Source organism: Streptomyces sp. NPDC045846, from assembly GCF_056431605.1.
In genome coordinates this window covers 276,568-296,400 of sequence record NZ_JBWKKJ010000001.1, presented here as the reverse complement: position 1 = coordinate 296,400, position 19,833 = coordinate 276,568, and the positions used below count along the sequence as shown (strand labels likewise).

At 74.0% G+C, this 19,833-nt stretch carries 20 protein-coding genes; 8 read left to right on the top strand and 12 right to left on the bottom strand.

The annotated features are described in order from the left end of the window. Positions 1-82: 82 nt before the first annotated feature. Positions 83-2,050 carry a DUF5107 domain-containing protein gene (locus AC07F3_RS01335; protein ID WP_479109292.1) on the bottom strand — a complete coding sequence of 656 codons (1,968 nt, stop codon included), beginning with the start codon at positions 2,048-2,050 and terminating at the stop codon, positions 83-85. A 376-nt stretch (positions 2,051-2,426) separates the two neighbouring features. Between AC07F3_RS01335 and AC07F3_RS01330 the strand changes: the two genes are divergently transcribed. Further along, the gene (locus AC07F3_RS01330) at positions 2,427-2,768 is read left to right on the top strand and encodes a DUF6204 family protein (protein ID WP_479109290.1); all 342 of its coding nucleotides are present in this window, start codon (positions 2,427-2,429) and stop codon (positions 2,766-2,768) included. Here AC07F3_RS01330 and AC07F3_RS01325 read toward each other — a convergent pair. From AC07F3_RS01325 to AC07F3_RS01315, 3 genes are read right to left on the bottom strand one after another with little or no spacing between them, the layout of a single operon-like run. Next, on the bottom strand, positions 2,765-3,322 hold the full coding sequence (locus AC07F3_RS01325; RefSeq protein WP_479109288.1) for a GNAT family N-acetyltransferase: 558 nt from the start codon (positions 3,320-3,322) through the stop codon (positions 2,765-2,767). The genes AC07F3_RS01330 and AC07F3_RS01325 overlap by 4 nt on opposite strands. Positions 3,323-3,349: 27 nt before the next feature. Next, positions 3,350-3,679 (bottom strand): hypothetical protein, encoded by a 330-nt coding sequence (locus AC07F3_RS01320; RefSeq protein ID WP_479109287.1) that lies wholly within the window; start codon positions 3,677-3,679, stop codon positions 3,350-3,352. Continuing rightward, positions 3,676-3,915, bottom strand: coding sequence for a LapA family protein (locus tag AC07F3_RS01315; RefSeq protein WP_469834841.1), 240 nt, complete (start codon positions 3,913-3,915; stop codon positions 3,676-3,678). Before AC07F3_RS01315 ends, AC07F3_RS01320 begins: the two co-directional genes overlap by 4 nt. 175 nt (positions 3,916-4,090) lie before the next feature. On the opposite strand from AC07F3_RS01315, the gene AC07F3_RS01310 reads away from it, so the two are divergent. Both AC07F3_RS01310 and AC07F3_RS01305 read left to right on the top strand, forming a co-directional pair. After that, the gene (locus AC07F3_RS01310) at positions 4,091-4,819 is read left to right on the top strand and encodes a GntR family transcriptional regulator (protein WP_479109284.1); all 729 of its coding nucleotides are present in this window, start codon (positions 4,091-4,093) and stop codon (positions 4,817-4,819) included. Between the two features lie 47 nt (positions 4,820-4,866). Then, positions 4,867-5,970 carry an adenosine deaminase gene (locus tag AC07F3_RS01305; protein ID WP_479109283.1) on the top strand — a complete coding sequence of 368 codons (1,104 nt, stop codon included), beginning with the start codon at positions 4,867-4,869 and terminating at the stop codon, positions 5,968-5,970. Here the strand turns inward: AC07F3_RS01305 and AC07F3_RS01300 are convergent. The 5 genes from AC07F3_RS01300 to AC07F3_RS01280 all read right to left on the bottom strand — a co-directional run bounded on the left by AC07F3_RS01300 (position 5,951) and on the right by AC07F3_RS01280 (position 13,029). Further along, the gene (locus AC07F3_RS01300) at positions 5,951-7,744 is read right to left on the bottom strand and encodes a CocE/NonD family hydrolase (RefSeq protein WP_479109281.1); all 1,794 of its coding nucleotides are present in this window, start codon (positions 7,742-7,744) and stop codon (positions 5,951-5,953) included. The genes AC07F3_RS01305 and AC07F3_RS01300 overlap by 20 nt on opposite strands. 202 nt (positions 7,745-7,946) lie before the next feature. Beyond that, a complete protein-coding gene (locus tag AC07F3_RS01295; protein ID WP_479109279.1) occupies positions 7,947-8,882 on the bottom strand; it encodes a S66 peptidase family protein in 936 nt (311 codons plus the stop codon). Next, the gene (locus tag AC07F3_RS01290; protein ID WP_479109277.1) at positions 8,879-10,858 is read right to left on the bottom strand and encodes a dipeptidyl-peptidase 5; all 1,980 of its coding nucleotides are present in this window, start codon (positions 10,856-10,858) and stop codon (positions 8,879-8,881) included. Before AC07F3_RS01290 ends, AC07F3_RS01295 begins: the two co-directional genes overlap by 4 nt. 13 nt (positions 10,859-10,871) lie before the next feature. Then, entirely contained in the window at positions 10,872-12,203 is a 1,332-nt protein-coding gene (locus AC07F3_RS01285; protein ID WP_479109276.1) for a M20/M25/M40 family metallo-hydrolase, read from the bottom strand. Beyond that, the gene (locus tag AC07F3_RS01280) at positions 12,196-13,029 is read right to left on the bottom strand and encodes a M55 family metallopeptidase (protein WP_479109274.1); all 834 of its coding nucleotides are present in this window, start codon (positions 13,027-13,029) and stop codon (positions 12,196-12,198) included. The genes AC07F3_RS01285 and AC07F3_RS01280 overlap by 8 nt, the downstream gene beginning before the upstream one ends. 330 nt (positions 13,030-13,359) lie before the next feature. Here AC07F3_RS01280 and AC07F3_RS01275 point away from each other — a divergent pair, with 330 nt between their 5' ends. Continuing rightward, positions 13,360-13,965, top strand: a complete 606-nt coding sequence (locus tag AC07F3_RS01275) for a flavin reductase family protein (RefSeq protein ID WP_479109272.1) — start codon at positions 13,360-13,362, stop codon at positions 13,963-13,965. Positions 13,966-14,014: 49 nt separating this feature from the next. Further along, positions 14,015-14,185 (top strand): hypothetical protein, encoded by a 171-nt coding sequence (locus AC07F3_RS01270; protein WP_479109270.1) that lies wholly within the window; start codon positions 14,015-14,017, stop codon positions 14,183-14,185. Between the two features lie 266 nt (positions 14,186-14,451). Here AC07F3_RS01270 and AC07F3_RS01265 read toward each other — a convergent pair whose 3' ends face one another. Further along, complete coding sequence (locus AC07F3_RS01265; RefSeq protein ID WP_479109268.1) at positions 14,452-15,588, bottom strand: hypothetical protein; 1,137 nt, start codon at positions 15,586-15,588, stop codon at positions 14,452-14,454. A 244-nt stretch (positions 15,589-15,832) separates the two neighbouring features. Here AC07F3_RS01265 and AC07F3_RS01260 point away from each other — a divergent pair, with 244 nt between their 5' ends. The 3 genes from AC07F3_RS01260 to AC07F3_RS01250 all read left to right on the top strand — a co-directional run bounded on the left by AC07F3_RS01260 (position 15,833) and on the right by AC07F3_RS01250 (position 17,938). After that, complete coding sequence (locus tag AC07F3_RS01260) at positions 15,833-16,558, top strand: alpha/beta hydrolase (protein WP_479109266.1); 726 nt, start codon at positions 15,833-15,835, stop codon at positions 16,556-16,558. Positions 16,559-16,618: 60 nt separating this feature from the next. Continuing rightward, a complete protein-coding gene (locus AC07F3_RS01255) occupies positions 16,619-17,011 on the top strand; it encodes a response regulator (protein ID WP_479109264.1) in 393 nt (130 codons plus the stop codon). Between the two features lie 102 nt (positions 17,012-17,113). After that, the gene (locus AC07F3_RS01250; protein ID WP_479109262.1) at positions 17,114-17,938 is read left to right on the top strand and encodes a VOC family protein; all 825 of its coding nucleotides are present in this window, start codon (positions 17,114-17,116) and stop codon (positions 17,936-17,938) included. A gap of 13 nt (positions 17,939-17,951) precedes the next feature. On the opposite strand, the gene AC07F3_RS01245 is transcribed toward AC07F3_RS01250, so the two are convergent. Both AC07F3_RS01245 and AC07F3_RS01240 read right to left on the bottom strand, forming a co-directional pair. Then, entirely contained in the window at positions 17,952-18,824 is an 873-nt protein-coding gene (locus AC07F3_RS01245; RefSeq protein ID WP_479109260.1) for a hypothetical protein, read from the bottom strand. A 131-nt stretch (positions 18,825-18,955) separates the two neighbouring features. Continuing rightward, a complete protein-coding gene (locus tag AC07F3_RS01240; protein WP_479109258.1) occupies positions 18,956-19,702 on the bottom strand; it encodes a class I SAM-dependent methyltransferase in 747 nt (248 codons plus the stop codon). Between the last annotated feature and the right edge of the window lie 131 nt (positions 19,703-19,833).

Here is a 19,833-nt window from a genome sequence, read left to right as displayed (position 1 = left end):
GTCCGAGGGCCCTTGTGCGGGGGCCCAAGGGCCTGGCGGGCGGAAGGCGGACGGCCGCGCCTGCTGCCGAAGGACCGCCCCGCTAGTCCCCCGGGCGCATGCGGTAGTCGTAGGCGTCCGGGAGCGGGGCGTCCGTGAGGCGGGACCACACCTCGTTCAACGTCTCCGCGCCCTCGCGCAGGTCGGCGACCTCGAAGCCCGTGTCGAAGAGGGCGCGGGCCGCCTCCCGGTCGCCCTCGGCGAGGAGGAGCTGGGCCTCGACCAGCCGGAAGCGGCCGCGCTCACGCACCGCCGGGCGCAGGCGCTCCCACACCCCGCGGGCGTCCGCCGGGCGCTCGGCGGCGAGCAGCGCCTCGATGGCCTCGCGGCCGAGCGCGGCGTCGGCGGCGGTCCACTGCTCGCCGTCCCTGCGCTCCTCGCAGAAGTCGTCGTACGCCTCCAGATAGCGGTCGGCGGCGCGGCTGGGGTGGCCGGAGAGCTGGTCGGCGACGGCGAGGCAGCGCAGCAGCGGCCAGCGGGACGGGGCGAGCGGCAGGCCCCGCTCCCAGCTGCGGACGGCCTGGGCCCGGTCGCCCGCGTGCCACTGGGCGACGCCGAGGTGGTACTCGGTGAGCGGGTCGGCGGGCGCCGTCTCCAGCATGTCGCGCCAGTGCGGGGCGACCAGGGTCGGGCCCGGCGGGGCCACCTTGCGCGGCTCCGGAAAGACGCCGGTGTGCAGCAACTCCAGCCAGGGCCGCTGCTCCTGACCGAGCGTCAGCTCGGGGAAGGGGGTGCCGGGCAGCTTGGCTCCCGTACGCAGGACTTCGAGGGCGCCCCAGCCCGAGCCGGTGGCGAGGCTCTCGCCCGGCTCGGCGTCGGCGAACGGGCGCCAGGCCGCGTACGCCTCGTCCACCGTCGCGCGCGGCAGGGCCCGCTCCAGGCGGCCGGCGGTCTCCGCGCGGGCCGCCGCCCAGTCGGCGCCGTGCACGAGGGCGTGGTCGGCGGCCAGCGGCCCGTACGCCTCCAGCCACGCGAACTCGCCGCCCGCGTCGAGCGGCACGTGTTCCAGCTGGGTGCGGGCCAGGCCCGCCTGGATCTCGGCGTACCGGGCGGTGCCCGGTTCGGTCAGCCACTCCTGCCAGCGACGGCCGCCGCGCCCCGAGCCCCACAGGAACAGCTTGCGGCCGCGCAGCGTGTCCGTGGAGGTCTGGACGAGCCCCTGGCCGCTCTCGTCGAGGGAGGCGATCCAGCGGCGCTCGCCGTCGGGCACCTCGTAGAAGTAGTCGGCGGGGTACTCGCTGCGCGGCGGGTAGGTGCGGTCGACGCCGTCCCACTCGGGCACCGGGACCCGGCGCAGGGTGCGTTCGTATCCGAAGTGCCAGGCCTCGTCGGCCGGGGCGAGGACGCGGGTGCGCGGGCCCTCCTCGACGGCGATGTTGGACCACCAGTAGACGGGCGCCGTCCTCTCGTGCGGATTGCGGATGCGCACGCCCACATACAGGAATTCGGAGCCGTCGGGAAGCCAGAGGTCCACCTGGAACGGCAGGTCGCGCAGCCGCTCCCACTCCCACAGGCGGACCATCTCGCCGCCGTCGGGCGCCGGGACGCGAGCCGCGTGGACGGGCGCGCAGGACAGGGTGGTGTGGCCGGTGGCGCCTATGTTCCACTCGATGCCGCCGGAGAACCAGGCGCCGTTGAGGGCGAAGTCGGCGGGCTGGAACACCGGGTTGGTGTAGAGCAGTTCGCGGCCGGTGGGCTTGTGGAACAGGGAGTGGACGCGGCCGCCGAGGCCCGGCAGGACGGTGGCGCGCAGCCGGTCGTTCTCGATGACGATCGTGTCGAGGTCGACCGGGCCGCGCCGGCGCCCGTAGCCGTCGAGGATCCGCACCGGCAGCAGGGTCTCCAGCGGCTCGTAGCCGATCTGGCGGGCCATGTCGCGCGGGAGGCCTTCGCGCGCCCGGTCGTCGAGCCGGTGCAGTTCGTCGCGCGGGCGCAGCGCGGGCAGGGGGTTCGGTTCGCCCAACGGGGCGCCGGGCAGGGTCAGTACGGCACGTCGCACGGTCGTGGCCAAGGCAACCTCACTCCCTCGTACGGGGCCCCGGCAGCCCTTTCGGCCGATCCCCCGATGACCATGGAACACCGAGGCACTGACAACGGCCAGGGGCCCCCCGGGTCAGGATTGCGCAAAGGCGGCGGCGACGAGGTCGGCGAGCCCGCGCGGGTACGGGGCGATGGCCCGCGCGTTGAAGGCCCCGTGGCCGTCCGGCCGCACTCCCGGCCGTGGCGGGGCGGCACGGGGCACCCGCCGTCGTGCGCGCCGAGGCGGCGCACGGTGCCAGGACGAGGCGGGCTGTCGCGGCCGGTCCGCGGTATATCGATCGACACCTCCCGATCCGTGGGCGACGATCGACCCGCAAGGGACGTGCGGTACGGAAGGACAGCGGGACATGAGCGAGCGGCACACCTACCGGGTCATCGTGCGCGGTGTGTGGGACGGGCTGAGCGAGCGGTCGCGCACACGGCTGCTCGCCGAGGTCGAGGACCACGGCCTGACCGCGATGACGTTCACCGAGGAGGGCTCGCTCACCTACGACCGGGCGCTGAAGCACTTCTCGTGGCGCTTCACCGTCGTCTCGGACGCCGCCGACGGCGAGGAGATGGCCGCGGCGATCGCCGAGGACAGGGCGCAGATCGCGCTCTCGGCGCTGGGGCACGGCTTCCGCGATCTGCGCTCGACGGTGACGGACCTCGACACCATGAAGATCAACTACAAGGGTGGCCGGCGCTAGGCGGTGGCGCCCCGCTCCGTCATCTCCCGGGTGATCGCCCACCGTTCGTGGTCGCGCCACGCGCCGTCGATGTGGAGGAAGTCCGGCGAGTAGCCCTCCAGGCGGAAGCCCGCGCGGCGGACCAGTCTGATGGAGGCCTCGTTGGCGGGCTGGATGTTGGCCTCCAGGCGGTGCAGGCCGAGCGTGGTGAAGGCGTATCGCAAAACGAGGCCGAGTCCCTCGCTCATCAGACCGCGCCCGGCGGCCGGGGCGAAGGCGCCGTAGCCGATCGCCCCGCTCTGGAAGGCGCCCTCCACCACGTTGTTGATGTTGATGAACCCGGCGATGCGGCCGTCGCCCCGCTCGCACACCAGGAAGCCGTGCCGGGTGGGGTCGGTGATGAGGCGGTCCGCGTAGGTCGCGTACGCCTCGGGGTCGGCGGGCGGGAAGAGCCAGGGCGCGTGCAGCGGGCGGCTCGCCGCGGCGAGCGCGGTGAACTCCTCGGCGTCCTGGTGGGTGAAGTTCCGTATGCCCACGCGGGGGCCCTCGGCAAGGAAGGTGGCCTCAGTTCGCATCGCCACAGGCTACTGATCTTCGACGGTTCAGTCCGCCGGGCACCGCTCGGTCTTCTTCACCACGTCGATGCTGACGCGGGTGTGCCCGGCGAGGGCGGCGCCCGCGGCCGGACGCTGCGTGCACACCTTCCAGTTGAACGGCCACAGCACGGTGCGGTGCTCGCCTCCGACGTCCTCCACGTCGAGCTTCGTCCGGGCGTCGAGCTGGTGGAAGACCTGGATCAGGCCCTTGCCCACGAACGCGGGCATGGACGGGGGCGCCACGGCCTCCTCCGCGAGGGCGATGCCCGTCGAGGCAGCGGTCACCAGGGCCAGAGCGGCCGTCGCCGTCGCGGCGCGGGCCCGCACGCGCGTCACCTGCTCCGCCTCTTCATGAAGTAGCCGCCGCAGCAGAGCCCCACCACGAACACCGCGAGCAGCGCGAGGTAGAGGGGCATGGAGACCTCGGGGATCAGCAGCCGGATCTTGACCTGTCGGGTGTTCTCGAAGATGAAGACGAGCGCCAGGACGGCGAGGACGAGGATCCCGATCCTGGCCGGGGTGAAGCCGCCGCCCGCCCTGCCCGTACTGCTCGACTCGTCCCTGGGGCTCATGACCCGGCCCTTCCGCTCGTGGTGCCGCCGCTCCCTTGCGCCCAGCGTGACCGATCCGGCCCGGCCCGGGGCACCTGAGCGGGCCGTACGGGTGAGCGGGCAGCCCCGGGCGCCTCCTTGTCAGACAAGTGGGGGCGGGGCATGCTGGCCTTCCGGTACGTGGAGGGGCAGGTTCATGGCAGTGAGCGGGCAGCAGCGCAGGCCGGTCGTCGCGCTGTACGAGCGGATCGCGGACGCGATCCACGACGGCACCTATCCCCCGGGCTCCACGCTGCCCTCCGAGCCGAAGCTCGCGGGCGAGCTCGGGGTGAGCCGTCCCGCCCTGCGCGAGGCGCTGCTCCTGCTCCAGGAGGACGGGCTGCTCTCGGTCCGGCGCGGGGTGGGCAGGACCGTCAACGACCGCCCGCCCCGGCGCGGCTTCGAACAGCTCCAGCCCCTCGACGACCTGCTGGGCCCGGTCCGGGTGCGGGCCCTGCTGCGCAGCCGGGAGGAGCCCACCGACTTCACCGCCCAGCACCTGCTCGCGCCCGCCGGGTCCGAGCTGCGGTTCTGGGAGTCCGTCCTGGTCGGGGAGGCGCTCGCGGTCGCCCTCAGCCACGAGTGGGCGGCCCCCGAGGACGTCCTGGACCGGCTGCACCCCGCATTCGGCGCGGCCCTGTCCGCCGAGCCCGCCGTCTCGATGCTCACCGTCCTCGCCCAGTCCTCGCGGGGCGTCGCGCTGAGCGCGCACAGCGCGGTGAGCGCGACCCTGCTCGGCCGGCGCAGGGGCGAGCAGCTGGAGCGCCCGGCGGACACCCCGGCGGTGCTGATCACCCAGGTCGTCCGGGTCGGGGGCACTCCGGTGATGGCCGCCAAGCACATGCTGCCGACGGGAGCCCCGGCGCTGTTGGTCCTCCAGTCCTGACGGCGCCCGGAGGGAGCGGGATGCGGCACGCTGTACACTCCCGCCTCATGCACTTGTCAGACAACCCTTCCGCCGCCGCTTCGGTCAGCCCCGCCGAGTGGATCCGCCGCGCCCCCAAGGCCGTCCTCCACGACCACCTCGACGGCGGCCTGCGCCCCGCCACCATCGTCGAGCTGGCCCGCGCCTGCGGATACGCCGCGCTGCCGACCGAGGACCCGGCCGAGCTCGCGCTCTGGTTCCGCGACGCCGCGGACTCCGGCTCCCTGGAGCGCTACCTGGAGACCTTCGCCCACACCTGCGCGGTGATGCAGACCCGCGAGGCGCTGCACCGCGTCGCGGCCGAGTGCGCCGAGGACCTGGCGGCCGACGGGGTCGTCTACGCGGAGGTGCGCTACGCCCCCGAGCAGCACCTGGAGGGCGGTCTGACCCTCGACGAGGTCGTGGACGCCGTCAACGAGGGGCTGCGCGAGGGCGAGCGCCGCACCGGCGGGGCGATCACCGTCCGCGCCCTGCTGACCGGCATGCGGCACACCCGGCGTTCGCTGGAGATAGCCGAGCTCACCGTCGCCCACCGCGACCGCGGGGTGGCGGGCTTCGACATCGCGGGCGGCGAGATCGGCAACCCGCCGGCCGCGCACCTGCCTGCCTTCCAGCACCTCAAGCGCGCCAACTGCCACTTCACCATCCACGCGGGCGAGGCCGTGGGCGCCGAGTCGGTGCACGAGGCGGTCCAGGTGTGCGGGGCCGAGCGGATCGGGCACGGCGTGCGGATCACCGACGACATCGCCGCCGACGGCACCCTGGGCCACCTGGCCGCGTACGTCCGGGACAACCGGATCGCCCTGGAGGTCTGCCCGACCTCCAACCTCCAGACCGGCGCCGCCCTCTCCTACGAGAAGCACCCGATCGACGAGCTGCGCAGGCTCGGCTTCACCGTCACGCTCAACACCGACAACCGCCTGGTGTCCGGTACGACGATGAGCGAGGAGTTCCAGCACATGGCGGACGCCTTCGGCTACGGCCCGGAGGTCTTCGAGGAGTTCACCGTCGCCGCGGTCGAGGCGGCGTTCCTCTCGTTGCCGGAGCGCCGTCGCATCATCGACGAGATCGTGCGCCCCGGTTACGCGGCGATCAGTTCAACGTCCCGCTGACGACCGGGAGTTGGAGCGTCCCCGTCTCACCGGGGGCGCTGACCACCGTCACCGGTTTGACGCCCTTGTTGCCGAGGTAGGCGTCGTCGCTCGCGGCGATGGCGAACTCGATGCGGTGCCCGGCCTCGTAGCGGTGCGCGATGCCGGGCAGGGCGACGGTGAACGGCTTGGTCACGTCCGGCACCCGCACCGGCGCGACCAGGCGGCGCACCAGCGTCTTGGTGCCGTCGGGCGCCACGTCGTACAGCTTGGCGAAGAGGACCAGCTTGTCGGCGGCGTCGCCGGAGTTCTGCGTGCGGCGCGCGGCGGGCGAGGACACCTTGAGGGTGGCCCTCGCCGAGCCGACCACGTCGACGGGCGCCTTCAGGGCGTCGGTGTCCCAGCCGAGGTAGGTCCCCGGGGTGTCGTAGGGTGCCGGGTCGGGCAGGCCGATCATGCCCGCGAGCGAGCTCTCCGAATGGCTCGTCGGGACCGCCCAGTTGGTGTACGTGCGGCTGCCGCGTGCCACCTTCGCCCGGTTGTCGACGAGCTTGCCGTCGCCGGAGAGGTACAGCTGGCGCGAGAGCGGCGGGACCTTGGACGCCTCGCCGTAGCCGCTCCGCCAGTCGCGGTAGTAGGCGAAGGCCGGGCCGGTGTCGGTGTGCTTGTGCTGGCGCAGGTAGCGGTCGAACCAGGCCAGGATGCGCTTGCCGGTGTAGCTGGTCTCCAGGTTGCCCTGGGCCAGGTTGAGTTCACCGGGCGCCTGTCCTCCGCTGTGGCCCCAGGACTGCCAGATCATCCTGGTGGTGGTGCCGTTCTCCTTCAGCGCGTGGTACGTCGCCGTCGCCTCGTTGAGGTTGAAGAGGCTGTCGGTCTGGCCCTGGATGAGCAGGGTGGGCGCCTCGACCCGGTCCAGGTAGCTGACCGGGGAGACGCCGCGGGCGTAGCGCAGCATCGCGGCGGTGGGGGCGGCCGGGTAGCTGCCTGAGTTGAGCAGCCCGATGGTCCGGCACGCGTCCGGCACGAAGTGCGCGCAGCCGAGCGTGCCCCAGCGGGACGGGTCCAGGTTCGGCAGCGTGATGGGCTGGCTCTCGCCTATGAGGTAGAACCCGTTGGTCCACTGCCACTTGAAGGCGCCGGGCACCTTGCGGTCGGCCGCGTTGTTCGGGTCGAGCGCGTACGACAGGTCGTTCCAGGTGATCATCGGGACGAGGGCGTCGACGCGGTGGTCGACGGCGGCGGTGGCCATCTGGATGGCGCCTCTGTAGGAGCCGCCGATCATGCCGACGCGGGGGTCGCCCGGGCGGTCCTGGGTGACGTAGTCGATGCGGGTGCCGTCGTCCGCGGCCCGGGTCCCGGCCAGGAAGTCGACGAGCCGGGACGCCGCGTGGGCGTCGATCGCCGGGTCGTCGAGGGAGATGAGGCAGCCCGACTTGCCGAAGCCGAGCCCCGAGTAGGCGAGGGCGACATAGCCCCGGGTGGCGAACGCCTTCGCGGTGGCGTTGGTCGAGCCGTCCGACTTGCTGCCGCCGAAGCCGTTGGTGGTGAGCACCGCGGGCGCCGGGTGGGCCTTGTCGACTCCGGCGGGGCGGTAGAGATCGGCGTCGATGGCGCAGGTCCGTCCGCCGGCTCTGACCGTGAACTTCAGTGCGGTGACGGCGACTTGACCGCCGGGCGCGCTCTGGCCCGGTGACGCGGCGGCCGGTGCGGCCGCGAGCAGCGGTACGGCGAGCGCCGCGCCGAGTGCGCCGGCCAGCGGCTTGCGGATCCTGGACACGGTACGGCGACGGGTCACGGCGTCCTCCACGGCGAGGCGGGCCTACCTGTCGGTAGGCCCGGGTGCGACCTCATGCTGTGACACGTGAAACTTCCGCGTCAACGCCTGTGACACGGATGGTTCGGCGCTTTCGGCGGGCTCGCGAGGTGTGAATGGCGGGCCGCCCGTGAGGGTCTGCCTCTTTTCACACCCCGTCAGGTGCGTTCCACCGCAGGGGATTTCACGCCAGTGCGGGCTTCTCCAGGGTGAGCGTGCCGCGCTCGGCGTCCAGGACCGCGGGGACCCCCAGCGGCATGGTGAGCGCGGCGTCGCAGTGGCCGAAGCCGAGGTTCTCCACGACGGGCACGCCGAGCCGGCCCAGGCGTTCGTACAGCACGGGACGCACCCGTTCCTCGTACGGGCCGCACTCCTGCCAGGAGCCGAGGGCGACGCCGGTGACACCCTCCAGCCAGCCCGCGCGCAGGAGTTGGGTCAGAACGCGGTCGATGCGGTAGTCCTCCTCGCCCCGGTCCTCGAGCAGGAGCAGCCCGCCCGCGGCGCCCGGCCGGGCGTGCGGGGTGGCGAGATCGGCCGCGAGCAGGGACAGGCAGCCCCCGAGAGTGACGCCCCGGGCGCGGCCGGGCACCATGGCGCGGGCACCGGGCAGGCCGAGGGTCATCGCGGCCTCGGGCTCGAAGAGCGTGGTGCGCAGGGACTCCTGGGTGGTGGTGTCCTTGAGGAAGGCGAGCGCGGAGGTCATCGGGCCGTGCAGGGTGACGAGGCCCAAGCGGACGGCGAACGCCTCGTGCAGGGCGGTCACATCGCTGTAGCCGACGAGCACCTTGGGTCCGGCCGTACGCAGCGCGTTCCAGTCGAGGAGGTCGACCATGCGCTGGACACCGTAGCCGCCGCGGGCGCACATCACGGCGTCCACAACGGGATCGCACCAGGCCTGCTGGAAGGCGCGCGCCCGCGCCTCGTCCTCGCCCGCCAGATACCTGAACTCCCCATGCCTGGCGGTGACTTGTGGCGCGGCCACCGCGTCGAGGTCCCAGCCACGCAGGATGTCGAGCCCGGCCTGGAGCCGCTCTTCCACGACGGGGCCGCTGGGGGCGACCACGGCGATCCTGGCGCCGGGCCGCAACCGGGGCGGCCGGGTCAGTTCGACGGCGCTCACCTGCCGAGCTCCAGGAGCGGGATGTCGGTCCGGTCGATCGCGAACACCTGTGCGTACAGGGAGAGTTCGGCCTCCAGCGCGCGGACCATCGTGTCGGCGCGGCGGAAGCCGTGCCCTTCGCCCTCGAAGGTGAGGTAGGCGTGCGGGATGCCGCGCCCGGCCATCTTCTCCAGGAAGTCCTCGCACTGCGCGGGCGGGCAGATCGCGTCGTCGAGCCCCTGGAGCAGCAGGAACGGCGCGGTGATGCGGTCGGCGTGCCGGCCCGGGGAGCGTTCGAGGTAGCGGCCGGGCAATTCTGCGTGCGGCCCGACGAGGCTCTCCAGATAGTGCGACTCGAAGTCGTGGGTGGTGTCGAGCCAGCTCGTGAGGTCGAGGACGGGGTAGCTGATGGTGCCGCAGGCGTACACGTCGGTGGTGGCGAGGGAGGCGGCGGTGGTCCAGCCTCCGGCGCTGCCGCCGCGGATCGCGAGGCGGCGCGCATCGGCGGTGCCCTCGTCGGCCAGGGCGCGGGCGACGGCCGCGCAGTCCTCCACGTCGACGACGCCCCACTGCTCGCGCAGCCGGTTGCGGTAGGCGCGGCCGTAGCCGGTGGAGCCGCCGTAGTCGACCTTGACGACGCCGATGCCGCGTGAGGTGAAGTAGGCGGTCTCCAGGTCGAGTACGAGGGAGACGTTACTGGTCGGGCCGCCGTGCACCCAGATCACATAGGGCGGCAGCTCGTCGGCGGGGGCGATCCGGTCGGGGTTGTGCGGCGGGTAGACGTGGGCGTGGATGTCCCGGCCGCCGGGGCCGGTGTAGGTGCGGATCAGCGGCTCGGGGTAGTACGCCGGGTCCACCGCGTCGGCGTGTCCGCAGCCGATCACGCGGGCGCGGCCGGTGGCGGTGTCCAGCTCGACGAGTTCGTAGGCGGTGCGCGGGCTCGCGGCCACGCCCACGACGCGGCTGCCGTGCGCGGCGAGGGTCGCGCTCCACTGCGTCCAGGGCCCGGCGGTGTCGACGAGTTCGCCGCTCTCGGGGTCGAGTATGCCGAGCGTGGTGGCGCCCTTGCCGTGCACGACGGCGACCAGGCCGCTCTCCAGCGGCTGGAACCACCGCCGCCCGACCAGCCAGAGGGGCCCGGCGAACTCCTCCTCGCGCGGGCACAGCGCGACGGCCTCGCCCCCGGCGGGGTCCGCGCGGTACAGGTTCCACCAGCCGCTGCGGTCGGAGGCGAACAGGAGCTGTCCGTCGGCGGACCAGTCGGCCTGCGCGATGGACTCCTCGGGTCCGCCCGCCACCGTCCGGGCCCGGCTGAGGTCGCCGTCCTCGCCGACGTCGGCGACGATCAGCTCGGTGCCGTCCCACGGCATCCTCGGGTGGTCCCAGCCGATCCAGGCGGCTCGGCCGCCGTCGGGCGAGAGCCGCGGGCCGGTGACGAAGCGGTGCCGGCCGTCGCTCAACTCCCGGACGGCGCCCCGGTCTTCGGCGGCCGATCCGTCCAGCGGCACGGCCGCGACGACGCGGCGCACGTCGGTGGGGCCCTCGCCGGTGAACTCCTCCAGGACGCACCACACTTCGCCCCGCTCCAGGTCGATGCGGGGGTCGACCCAGCGCAGTCCCCCGCCGACGGCGGACAGCGGGGTGAGCGGCCGCGGCGCCGCGGTCGCGTTCGGCTCGTAGGCGTAGAGCCGCTGGTCGGGGAAGTGGACGAAGACGACGAGGGGGCCCTCGGCGCCCCGGTCGGCGCCGTCCCAGGGGCGCCCGCCGTACTCCATCACCCGGCTGCGCACGTTCCACGGCTCGGGCAGGACCGGCTGCGCCTCGCCCTCGGGCCGGCGGCACACCAGGACCCGCCTGCCGCCCTCGGTGGGGCGCGCCTCCGTCCACCACAGGTCGTCGCCGACGGCGGCGACGTGGTCGGCGTAGCCGTCGTGGGAGGCGGCCAGGGCCGCGTCGATCGGTGACGGCCAGCTTCCGTAAGGCCCCGTGGGCACCATCTTCCAACTCTCCCTATGCGGACCGCAGATAGTGGTCGAGGACCCTGACGCCGAAGTGCAGCGCGTCCACGGGCACCCGTTCGTCGACGCCGTGGAACAGCGCCTGGTAGTCGAGACCGGCCGGCATCCGCAGCGGCGCGAAGCCGTAGCCGGTGATGCCGAGCCGCGAGAACTGCTTGGCGTCGGTGCCGCCCGACATGCAGTACGGCACCACGTGCCCCTCCGGCGCGAACCGCTCGATGGCGGCCTTCAGCCGCAGGTACGTGGGTGAGTCGACCGGCGCCTGGAGCGCGACCTCGCCGTGGTGGAAGTCCCAGTCGACGTCGGGCCCGGTCAACTGGTCCATCGTGGTGCGGAACTCGGCCTCGCCGCCGGGCACGATCCGCCCGTCCACGTACGCGGTCGCGTGGCCCGGGATGACGTTGACCTTGTAACCGGCCTCCAGCATCGTCGGGTTGGCGCTGTTGCGGATCACCGGCTCGACCAGTGCCGCGGCGGGGCCGAGCTTGCCGAGCAGTTCGTCGGCGTCGAACCCCTCGGCGTCGGGGTCGGCGTCGATGCCGTGCAGGGCCGCGAGTTCCCTCAGGCAGGCGCGGACGGTGGGGGTGATCCTGACCGGCCACTCGTGCTCGCCGATGCGGACGATGGCGGCGGCGAGCCGGCTGACCGCGTTGGCGCGGTTCACCTTGGAGCCGTGGCCCGCGCGGCCGTGCGCGGTGAGCCGGAGCCAGGCGGTGCCGCGCTCCCCCGCGCCGATCGGGTAGATCTCCATGCCCGGTCCGGCGTGGAAGGTGACCCCGCCCGACTCGCTGATCCCCTCGGTGCACCCCTCGAACAGCTCGGGATGGTGGTCGGCGAGGAAGCCGGAGCCGTCGATCGCGCTGGCCTCCTCGTCGGCGGTGTACGCGAGGACGATGTCCCGCCGGGGGCGCACCCCGTGCCGGGCCCAGGCCCGTACGACCGCCAGGACCATCGCGTCCATGTTCTTCATGTCGACCGCGCCCCGGCCCCACACCACTCCGTCGGCGACTTCGCCGGAGAAGGGGTGCACGCTCCAGTCGGCGGCCTCGGCGGGCACCACGTCCAGGTGCCCGTGCACCAGGAGGGCATCCGCCGCCGGGTCGGTGCCCGCGATCCGGGCGACCACGTTGGTGCGTCCCTCGGTGCGCTCGAGGAGGTGGGGTTCGAGGCCCGCGGCGGCGAGCCGCTCGGCCACGTACTCGGCGGCCGGTCGCTCCCGGCAGTCGCCGCCGCCCCGGTTGCTGGTGTCGATCCGGATCAGCTCGGAGGTGAAGGCCACCACCTCGTCGAGCGCCACCTGATCGGCCGTCTCCACCTCAGCCATACTGCTCCTCCACCGCGGACGAGACGATCGTCGTGACCGCCTTGAAGGAGCGAATGCCCTCATACATCGTCAAACTGGTGTAAGAGACGCGCCGTTCACCCGTACGCGCCACGCCGGGCACCACCGTGGCCGCGTCGGCCAGGTGCTCCGCGTCGAACTCGATCTCCACGGTGAACGGCCCGCCGTCCACGGGCTCGGTCCGGCGCGCGAGGGCGGCCGCCTCCTTCGCCGCCGCCCGGATGTCACCGGCGGTACGCGCCGGGGTGCGGCACACCGCCGCGTACCGCGAGACGTGGTCCTTGACGGCCACCTTGCGGGCGTCCGGCGCGTACCCCTCGGCGTCGGCACAGGTGAGGTCGTCGCCGGTCACCAGGACCACGGGCACCCCGTACTCGGCGACGACGTGCGCGTTGAGCAGCCCCTCGCTCGCGCGGACGCCGTTGAGCCACACCCCGGTGATGGAGTTGGCGAGGTAGGTGTGGGCGAGCACGCCCGCCGTGCCGGCGCCCGTGTGGTAGCCGACGAAGGCGATGCCGTCCACGTCGCCGTGCTGGATCCCCTCGACCATGGAGAGCGACTTGTGCTTGCCGGTGAGCATCTGGGCCCGCTCGTCGAGCCGTTCGAGCAGCAGATTGCGCATGGACCAGTGCGCCTCGTTGATGAGCACCTCGTCGGCGCCCCCGTCGAGGAAACCGAGCACGGCCGCGTTCACGTCGGACGTGAACATCGCCCGGCAGCGCTCCCACTGCGGCGTACCCGGCAGCACGTCGGCCGGCCAGGTGACTCCGGTGGCGCCTTCCATGTCCGCACTGATGAGGATCTTCATGGCGCCCCACGGTACCCGCCGCCCCCGGCCCGGGCCAGGCACCGGGCGGCCACCAGAGGTCCATACCTGTGACGCCCGTTGCCCGCGTCGGGCCGCCGCGCGGACCGGGCGCAGGTCCGGCCCGGGGCGGCCCTCCTGTGCGACTCGGCCGAGGGTGTGCGTTTCCCCCAACTACGTTGGAGATCAACAGAGTTGAGGGAGGGCGTGCGGCTTCCGCTCCACGCCGCCGTTTGTGCGCGGACCACGTTCGCGCATGCGGGACGGTCGCGACCGGCATCGGGGGCGGAAGAGCCGTCCGAGGGCGCGAAGGGGCCGATGGATACTGGCGGGATGCGCATCGACTTCGACCCCGCCGCCGTGTCCCGCACCGACTTCTACCGACTGCTCACCGCGACCGTGGTGCCGCGGCCCATCGCCTGGGTGTCGACGGTGACCGCGGACGGGACGCCCAATCTCGCGCCGCACTCCTTCTTCACGATCTCCTCTGTGTCGCCGCCCGTCGTCCAGTTCACCTCGGTGGGGCGCAAGGACTCGCTCCGCAACGTCGAGGCGACCGGGCAGTTCGTGGTCAACTTCGCGCCCGAGCCACTCCACGCGGAGATCAACGACACGGCGACCGACTTCCCGCGCGGGGTCAGCGAGTTCGCGGAGGTGGGGCTCGCCACCGAGCCGAGCCTGCGGGTGAAGCCGCCCCGGGTGGCCCTGTCGCCGGTGGCCCTGGAGTGCGAACTGCACAGCACGCTCGGGATCGGCGACTCGACGGTCGTGTTCGGCCGCGTGGTGCACGCGGTCGTCTCCGAGGAGGTCATGGTCGACGGCCACCCCGAGATCACCCTGCTGCGGCCGCTGTCCCGGCTCGGCAGGGACGAGTGGGGCACCCTCGCCCCGCCGCGCGAGCTCAGCCGCGTGCCGTACACCGGGCGGGCACAAGCCTGAGCGCCGCGCTCGGCATGCGGGAGCCGCGCGGGCGGACCACCCTGGACGCATGGGCAGTCGGAGCACACACAGCATCCGCGTCTCCGCACGGCGCGGCGCGGTCCGCGCACGGGCCCGCAGGGCTGGGTGGGCGGCCCGGCTGGCGGCCCGGATCTGGGCGGCCGGACGGGTGACGGGCCGCTGGGAGGAACGCCTGCGGCGGCTGCGACGCCGCCGGTAGCTGCGCCTCGCGAAGGAGCCGGGCCGAGCGGGTGACGCGCCGCTGGGGCGAACAACGGCGGCGGTTCGGCGCCGCCAGTAGCTGCGCCGCGCGAAGAGCCGGGCGGACTAGCGACGGGACGATGGGACGAACGGCTGTGGCGGTTCGACGCCGCCGATGGCTGCGCCTCGCTAAGGAGCCGGGCGGACAGGCGACGGGCCGCTGGAACGAACGCCTGCGGCGGCTGCGACGCCGCCGATAGCTGCGCCTTCTGAAGTGCCGCCGCGCTAGCGCCCGGCGGCTGGTACGGCGTGCAGGTGTTCCAGGCGCCGCCGTACCGCGTCCAGCGCGCCGCGCTGTCGTCCGGGGACCTGTCGGCGCAGCGCGACCAGGGCCGGGGCGAGCGACCGGGCGCGTTCCGGGTCGCGCAGCTGCTCCCACTGGTGGTGGGCGCGGTCGACGGCCGCCTGGACGTCGGCGTCGTCCGTGGTCTGCCCGCGGGCGAGCCGGGCCTGGGCGGAGGCCATCCACCCCTCGCAGGAGCGGGCCGGTTCTCCGGCGAGCCGGGCCAGATCGGCGCGGACCTCCAGCCAGTGGATGGCTTCGAGGGAACCCGGCCCGTGCGCCCGCAGCGCCTCGCTCTCCCACATCGCGGCCATCGAGGCGGCCTCGCCGTGGCGCCCCGCGGCGGCGGCGGCCAGGATCGCCGGATGCGGATCGGCGCCGGGCCCGGCCGCGACGGGCGGCGCGGAGTGCCGCGGATGAGGGGCGGTCTCGGGGGCCGACCCGTCCGCGGCCAGGAAGAGCGCGTCGCCCGGGCCCACCTGGTCCGCGGCGTAGGCGTGGAGCTGTGCGAGGGTCGGCCGGGCGCCGCCGCGCCACACCTCGGCGTACACCTTCAGGTAGTCGGGCGCGGCCACCCCCCGGCGCGGCGCGGGCCCGGTCACCCGGCCGTACAGGCGGACGCCCGGCCCGAGGCCGAGGCCCTCCTGCCGCAGCCGCTGCCAGGCCGCCGCGTCCGCGACCAGGTCGACCACCACCGTGGTGGTGCCGGGCCGCCGCACCTGGAACTGGTGCGCCAGCCACGCCCACGGCAGAGCCGTGTAGCGCAGGGCCGCCGGTGTGGTGCGGGCGAGCGCGACATGCGGCAGGCCCTGCTTGGCATCCAGGTGCACCTGGCCCGCCAGGTACACCGAGACCGGCCCCGGCGTGGCGGCCACGGCCCGGATCCGGGTCAGCACGGTCTGCGGGTCGACCGGATCGGCGAGTTCGACGACGGTGGCCGCCGCGGTACCGGCGAGCACGCCCGGGTCGACCGCGGCGAGGCCCGGCAGGACGGACGCGGCGTCGACGAGACGGCCCTTGTTCGCCGGAGCGGCCGCCAGCAGCAACGCCGTCCCCGGTCCCTCGCCCTTGATCAGCACACCAGCACCGTATCCGGTCGGCCGCGTCCGTCGCCCCACCCGGGGGCCAACTCCCGGACAAGCGAAGGTAGTTATGGGAACAATCGGTGATCCATGGCATTCAGGTGCATTTCCCCCTTCGTCCCTTCCGGGCATCCGCGGTCCCGGCACACGGACGGGGCCCGCGGCCCGGGCGCCCCGCCTCCGGCGTCGAGGGAGCCGGTTACGGTGAGGGCCACTTCAGCACCGTGACCCGAGGACCGCCATGCCGATCAGCACCGTCCCCTACACCGCACCGGATGGATCCGCGCCCCGACTCCTGGACGTGTACCGGCCCGAGGGCGCCCCGGCGACCGTCCCGGCCGTGCTGCTCTGGCACGGCATGGGTCCCGACACCCGGTTCGAGGTCGGCCCCCTGGCCGAGGAGACGGCCGCGCACGGGCCGGCCGTGTTCGTGCCAGACTGGCGCTCGGACGCCCCCGACGGCGGCCGCGCCCACCTCACGGCCTCGCTGCGGTACGTACGGGAGAACGCGGCCGCGTTCGGCGCCGACCCGGAGCGTCTCGTCGTGGCCGGCTGGTCGGCGGGGGCGGGCGCCGCCGTCGGCACGGCGCTGCGCCCGGACCTCGTGGGCGGACCGCCCCCGCGAGCGGTCGTCGGCATCGCCGGCCTGTACGGGCGCCCCGCCCGCAGCACGGGCACCGTCCCGCTGGAGGACCTGGCCGAGGCGCCCGCCTGCGCGGTGCCCGTCGTCCTCGTCCATGGCACGGCGGACACGGCCGTCGCCAGCCACCACTCCCGCGACTTCCACGCCGCGCTCGTCGAGCGGCAGCGGGCCGCGCACCTGCACGAGGCGGAGACCGATCACGCGGGCATCATCATGACCACGTACGACCCGGAGCTCGGCCACTGCGTGCCCGCCACCGACCCCGCCGCGCTGCGGGCCGGGCGGGAGACCGCCCGGATCCTCGCGCGGGCCGCGCTCGGCTGACGCCGGGGCGGAACCGGTCCTCGCGTGGCTGCTCCGGGCAGGTGCGGCCATGCTGGAAGCGTGATGACCGTCCTGCTCGTAGCCACCGACGAGGAAGCCTCCGCGCTGCGCGAACTCATCCATCGCAACCCGCACTTCCGCGTCGTCTCGCACACCCCGAGCCCCCGGCACGCCCTGGCCCAGGCCCGGGTTCTGCTGCCGGACCTCACCGTCCTCGACCCGAGCATGAACGGCGACGGCGATCCGGTCGCCCTGTTCACGGGCCTGCGCACGCTGACTCCCCCCAGCGGTGTCATCCTGCGGACCACCCCGGCCACGGCCGGACTGCCCGAGCTGGACGCGGTCCTCGAAGAGGGCGCCGTGCACGTGGCGGCGCGGGACGACGACGAGGCCCTCATGGCCGCCCTGATCACGATCGGGCGGCGCCGGGAGAGCTGCGATCCCGACCGCTGACCCGCGCTCCGGACGGCTCCCGGATGGCGGGCGCGAGTGGAGGGCGGGACAATGGCGGGGTCTATGTGCCGGTATGCCGAATTCCTGAGAGCGAGGGTTTTCGTGACGCCGTCACCGAGTGATCCCGACACCACGGCGGAGCGACGCGGCGCCGCCGCTGCGAGCGCCGCCGTGTGCGGCGCGCCGTGCTGGGTGAGCCTGATGGCCCGCGACCTGCACGCCGCGCTCGACTTCTACGGCGCGGTGATGGGCTGGACTTTCCGCGCCGGGTCCCTGGGCGAGGAGTTCCGCGTCGCCCTCGCGGACGGAGTCCCCGTCGCCGGAATCGGAGCGCTCGCCCCGGCCCTCCAGGTGGCCGTGGCGTGGACGCCGTACTTCGCGGTGGAGGATGCCGACCTCACCGCCGCCCGGATCCGCGAGCGCGGCGCCACGGTCGCCGTCGGACCGGTCGCCCTGCACACGGGACGCGGAGCGCTCGCCGCCGACCGGGACGGCGCCGTCTTCGGGATCTGGCAGGGCCACCTCGTGTCCAACTGGGAATCCTGGCGCGACACCGCGCCCGCCTGGACCCGGCTGCACACCCGCGACGCCTTCGACGCGGCGATCTTCTACGGCGAGGTCCTCGACTGGGCCTGCGACCGCCCCGGCTGCTGCGACGTCCAGTACGAACACGACGAGGTCGTGCTGCGCCACGCCGGGCACATCGTGGCCCGCCTCACCTCCGGCGCCGTCGAGGCCGCCCCCGACCCCAGTCTGCGGCCCCACTGGCACACCCACTTCGCCGTCAAGGACCCGCACCACCACGCCGACCAGGCCCGCGCGCACGGCGCGACCGTGCTCGCCGACGGGACCTCGCCCACCGGCCCCTGGGTCCGCCTCAGCGACCCCGACGGCGCCACCTTCACCCTCAGCGGCATCCCGCACTGACGCCGACGCGCTGTCAGCGCCGCCGACGGCGCAGACGGTGGCGCAGGCCCAGCGCGAGGACGCCGGTCAGCGCCAGCGCCGCGGCCCCCGCGGTCAGCCAACTCCCGTGGTGCGCGAGAGGTTTGCCGCCGACCCGCAGGCGCGCGGTACTGGTGTGGTTCCCCTCGTGGCTGACGACCGTGATCGGATAGGACCCCGCCGGGAGGTCGCCGCGCACCGTGGTGTGCCCCGTGTACACGGTGGCTCCGTCGTCGCACTTGCAGCCGGGGTCGTCGTCCTCGTCGTCGGTGCTGATGGTCATGGGCGCCTCGAACGCCCTGGACCGGACGGTGAGGGTGTCCTCGTCGGGGACGGGGCTGTGGTCGGCGAGCAGCACGACGATCTCGCTGCCCGGCCGTACGGTCACGCGGGGTGTGGAGTCGGCGCCGCCCAGGTTGCCCCCCTTGGGACCGGCCACGAAACGGCTGATGAGCGCGGGTGCCTGCGGCGTGACCGTCAGCCGGGCGCTCGCCACGGTGCGGCCGTCACGGGTGGCGGTCACCGGGTAGCTGCCGGGCGCGATGTCGCCGCGCACGTCCTCGCCGTCCGATTCGGGGAACCGGCGCGACTCGCGGGCGCCCGCCTTCTTGGGGGTGAGGCGGACCGGAGCGGTCAGGGCGGGCGAGGTGACGGTCACCGCGTCCCAGCCCGGGGGCATGCCGGTGATGGCGACCCCGGCCCAGCCGCCCACCTCGACCTTGTCCCAGTCGAACGTCAGGTGCGGCCCGGCGGGGCTCGCGCCGGGCGCGGGCGCGCCCCCGTCCGCGACGGCCGCGCCGGGTCCGGCCGCCAGGAGCGGCAGGGCCAGACCGGCGACGGCCACGGCGCGGGCTGCTGTGCGGAACACGGTGCTCCTTCTCGCGGGGGCCGGCCCGGCTCCCTCTCGGGGTTGCTCGTCCGGGAAGAGGGAGGCCGGGCGCATTGCGTTGCTCCGCACGCAGGTGAAGTTGGGCCGCCCCCGGGTGGACGCGCGCGGCGTCACCGCGCCGGGGCGCCGTCGCTTCCCCGCGGGCCCAGGACCAGCCATCTGGACGGCAGCTCGATGCGGCGTCCGTCGGGGTCGTACTCCGTGGTGGTGAGCGGGAGTTCGCCGTCGGCGAGCACGGTCAGACCGGCGGTCGTGAGCAGGTCCACGAGCGCGCTGTCGGACACCTCGCCCGGTGCGATGCCGTGCGCGAAGACCGGGCGGAGCTTGGGCGGCGGGCCCTCGGGGCTCTGCGCGAGCCCCATCAGGACCGGCTTCGCCGCCTCGGCGAGCTCGACCACGCAGGCCCGGCCGTGCGCGCCGAGCAGGGTGGCGATGGCGTCGGCCACGGGCTGGCGGTCGTCGGCCTCGCACTGGTGCAGGACGCCCCGCACGTACACGTTGGCGTCGCCGAGGCGGGCGTGCAGCTCGTGTACGGCCTTCGTGTCGGTGGCGTCGAGCTGCTCGAACTCGGCCTCGTCCGACGGCACTTGGCGCCGGGCGTGCTCGACGGCGGCCAGGGACAGGTCGGTTCCGATCACCTTCGGGAAGCGGCCCGCCAGATAGCGGGTCTGGGTGCCGTTGCCGCAGCCGAGGTCCACCAGCGGCAGCTCGGGCCGGTCGACGCGGGCGCCGAAGTGCGCCAGGTGGCGGGCGGCCGTCAGGGCCGGTTCGGCGTCCCAGAAGACCGCGCCCGGTTCGTCGGGCGCCTCGCGCCAGAAACCCTCCCAGGCGTCCTTGTACCTACTCGTCACGCTCATGACCGACTCCCCAGGCTGCCCGCACAGTGTCAAGATCGGTCTACCGCCTGAGCGCACGCCGGACAAGCACCCCCGCACATACCTTCACCTGCCGTTCGACCGGCGGAAGTTGGGGATGCCCTACGGGCGAA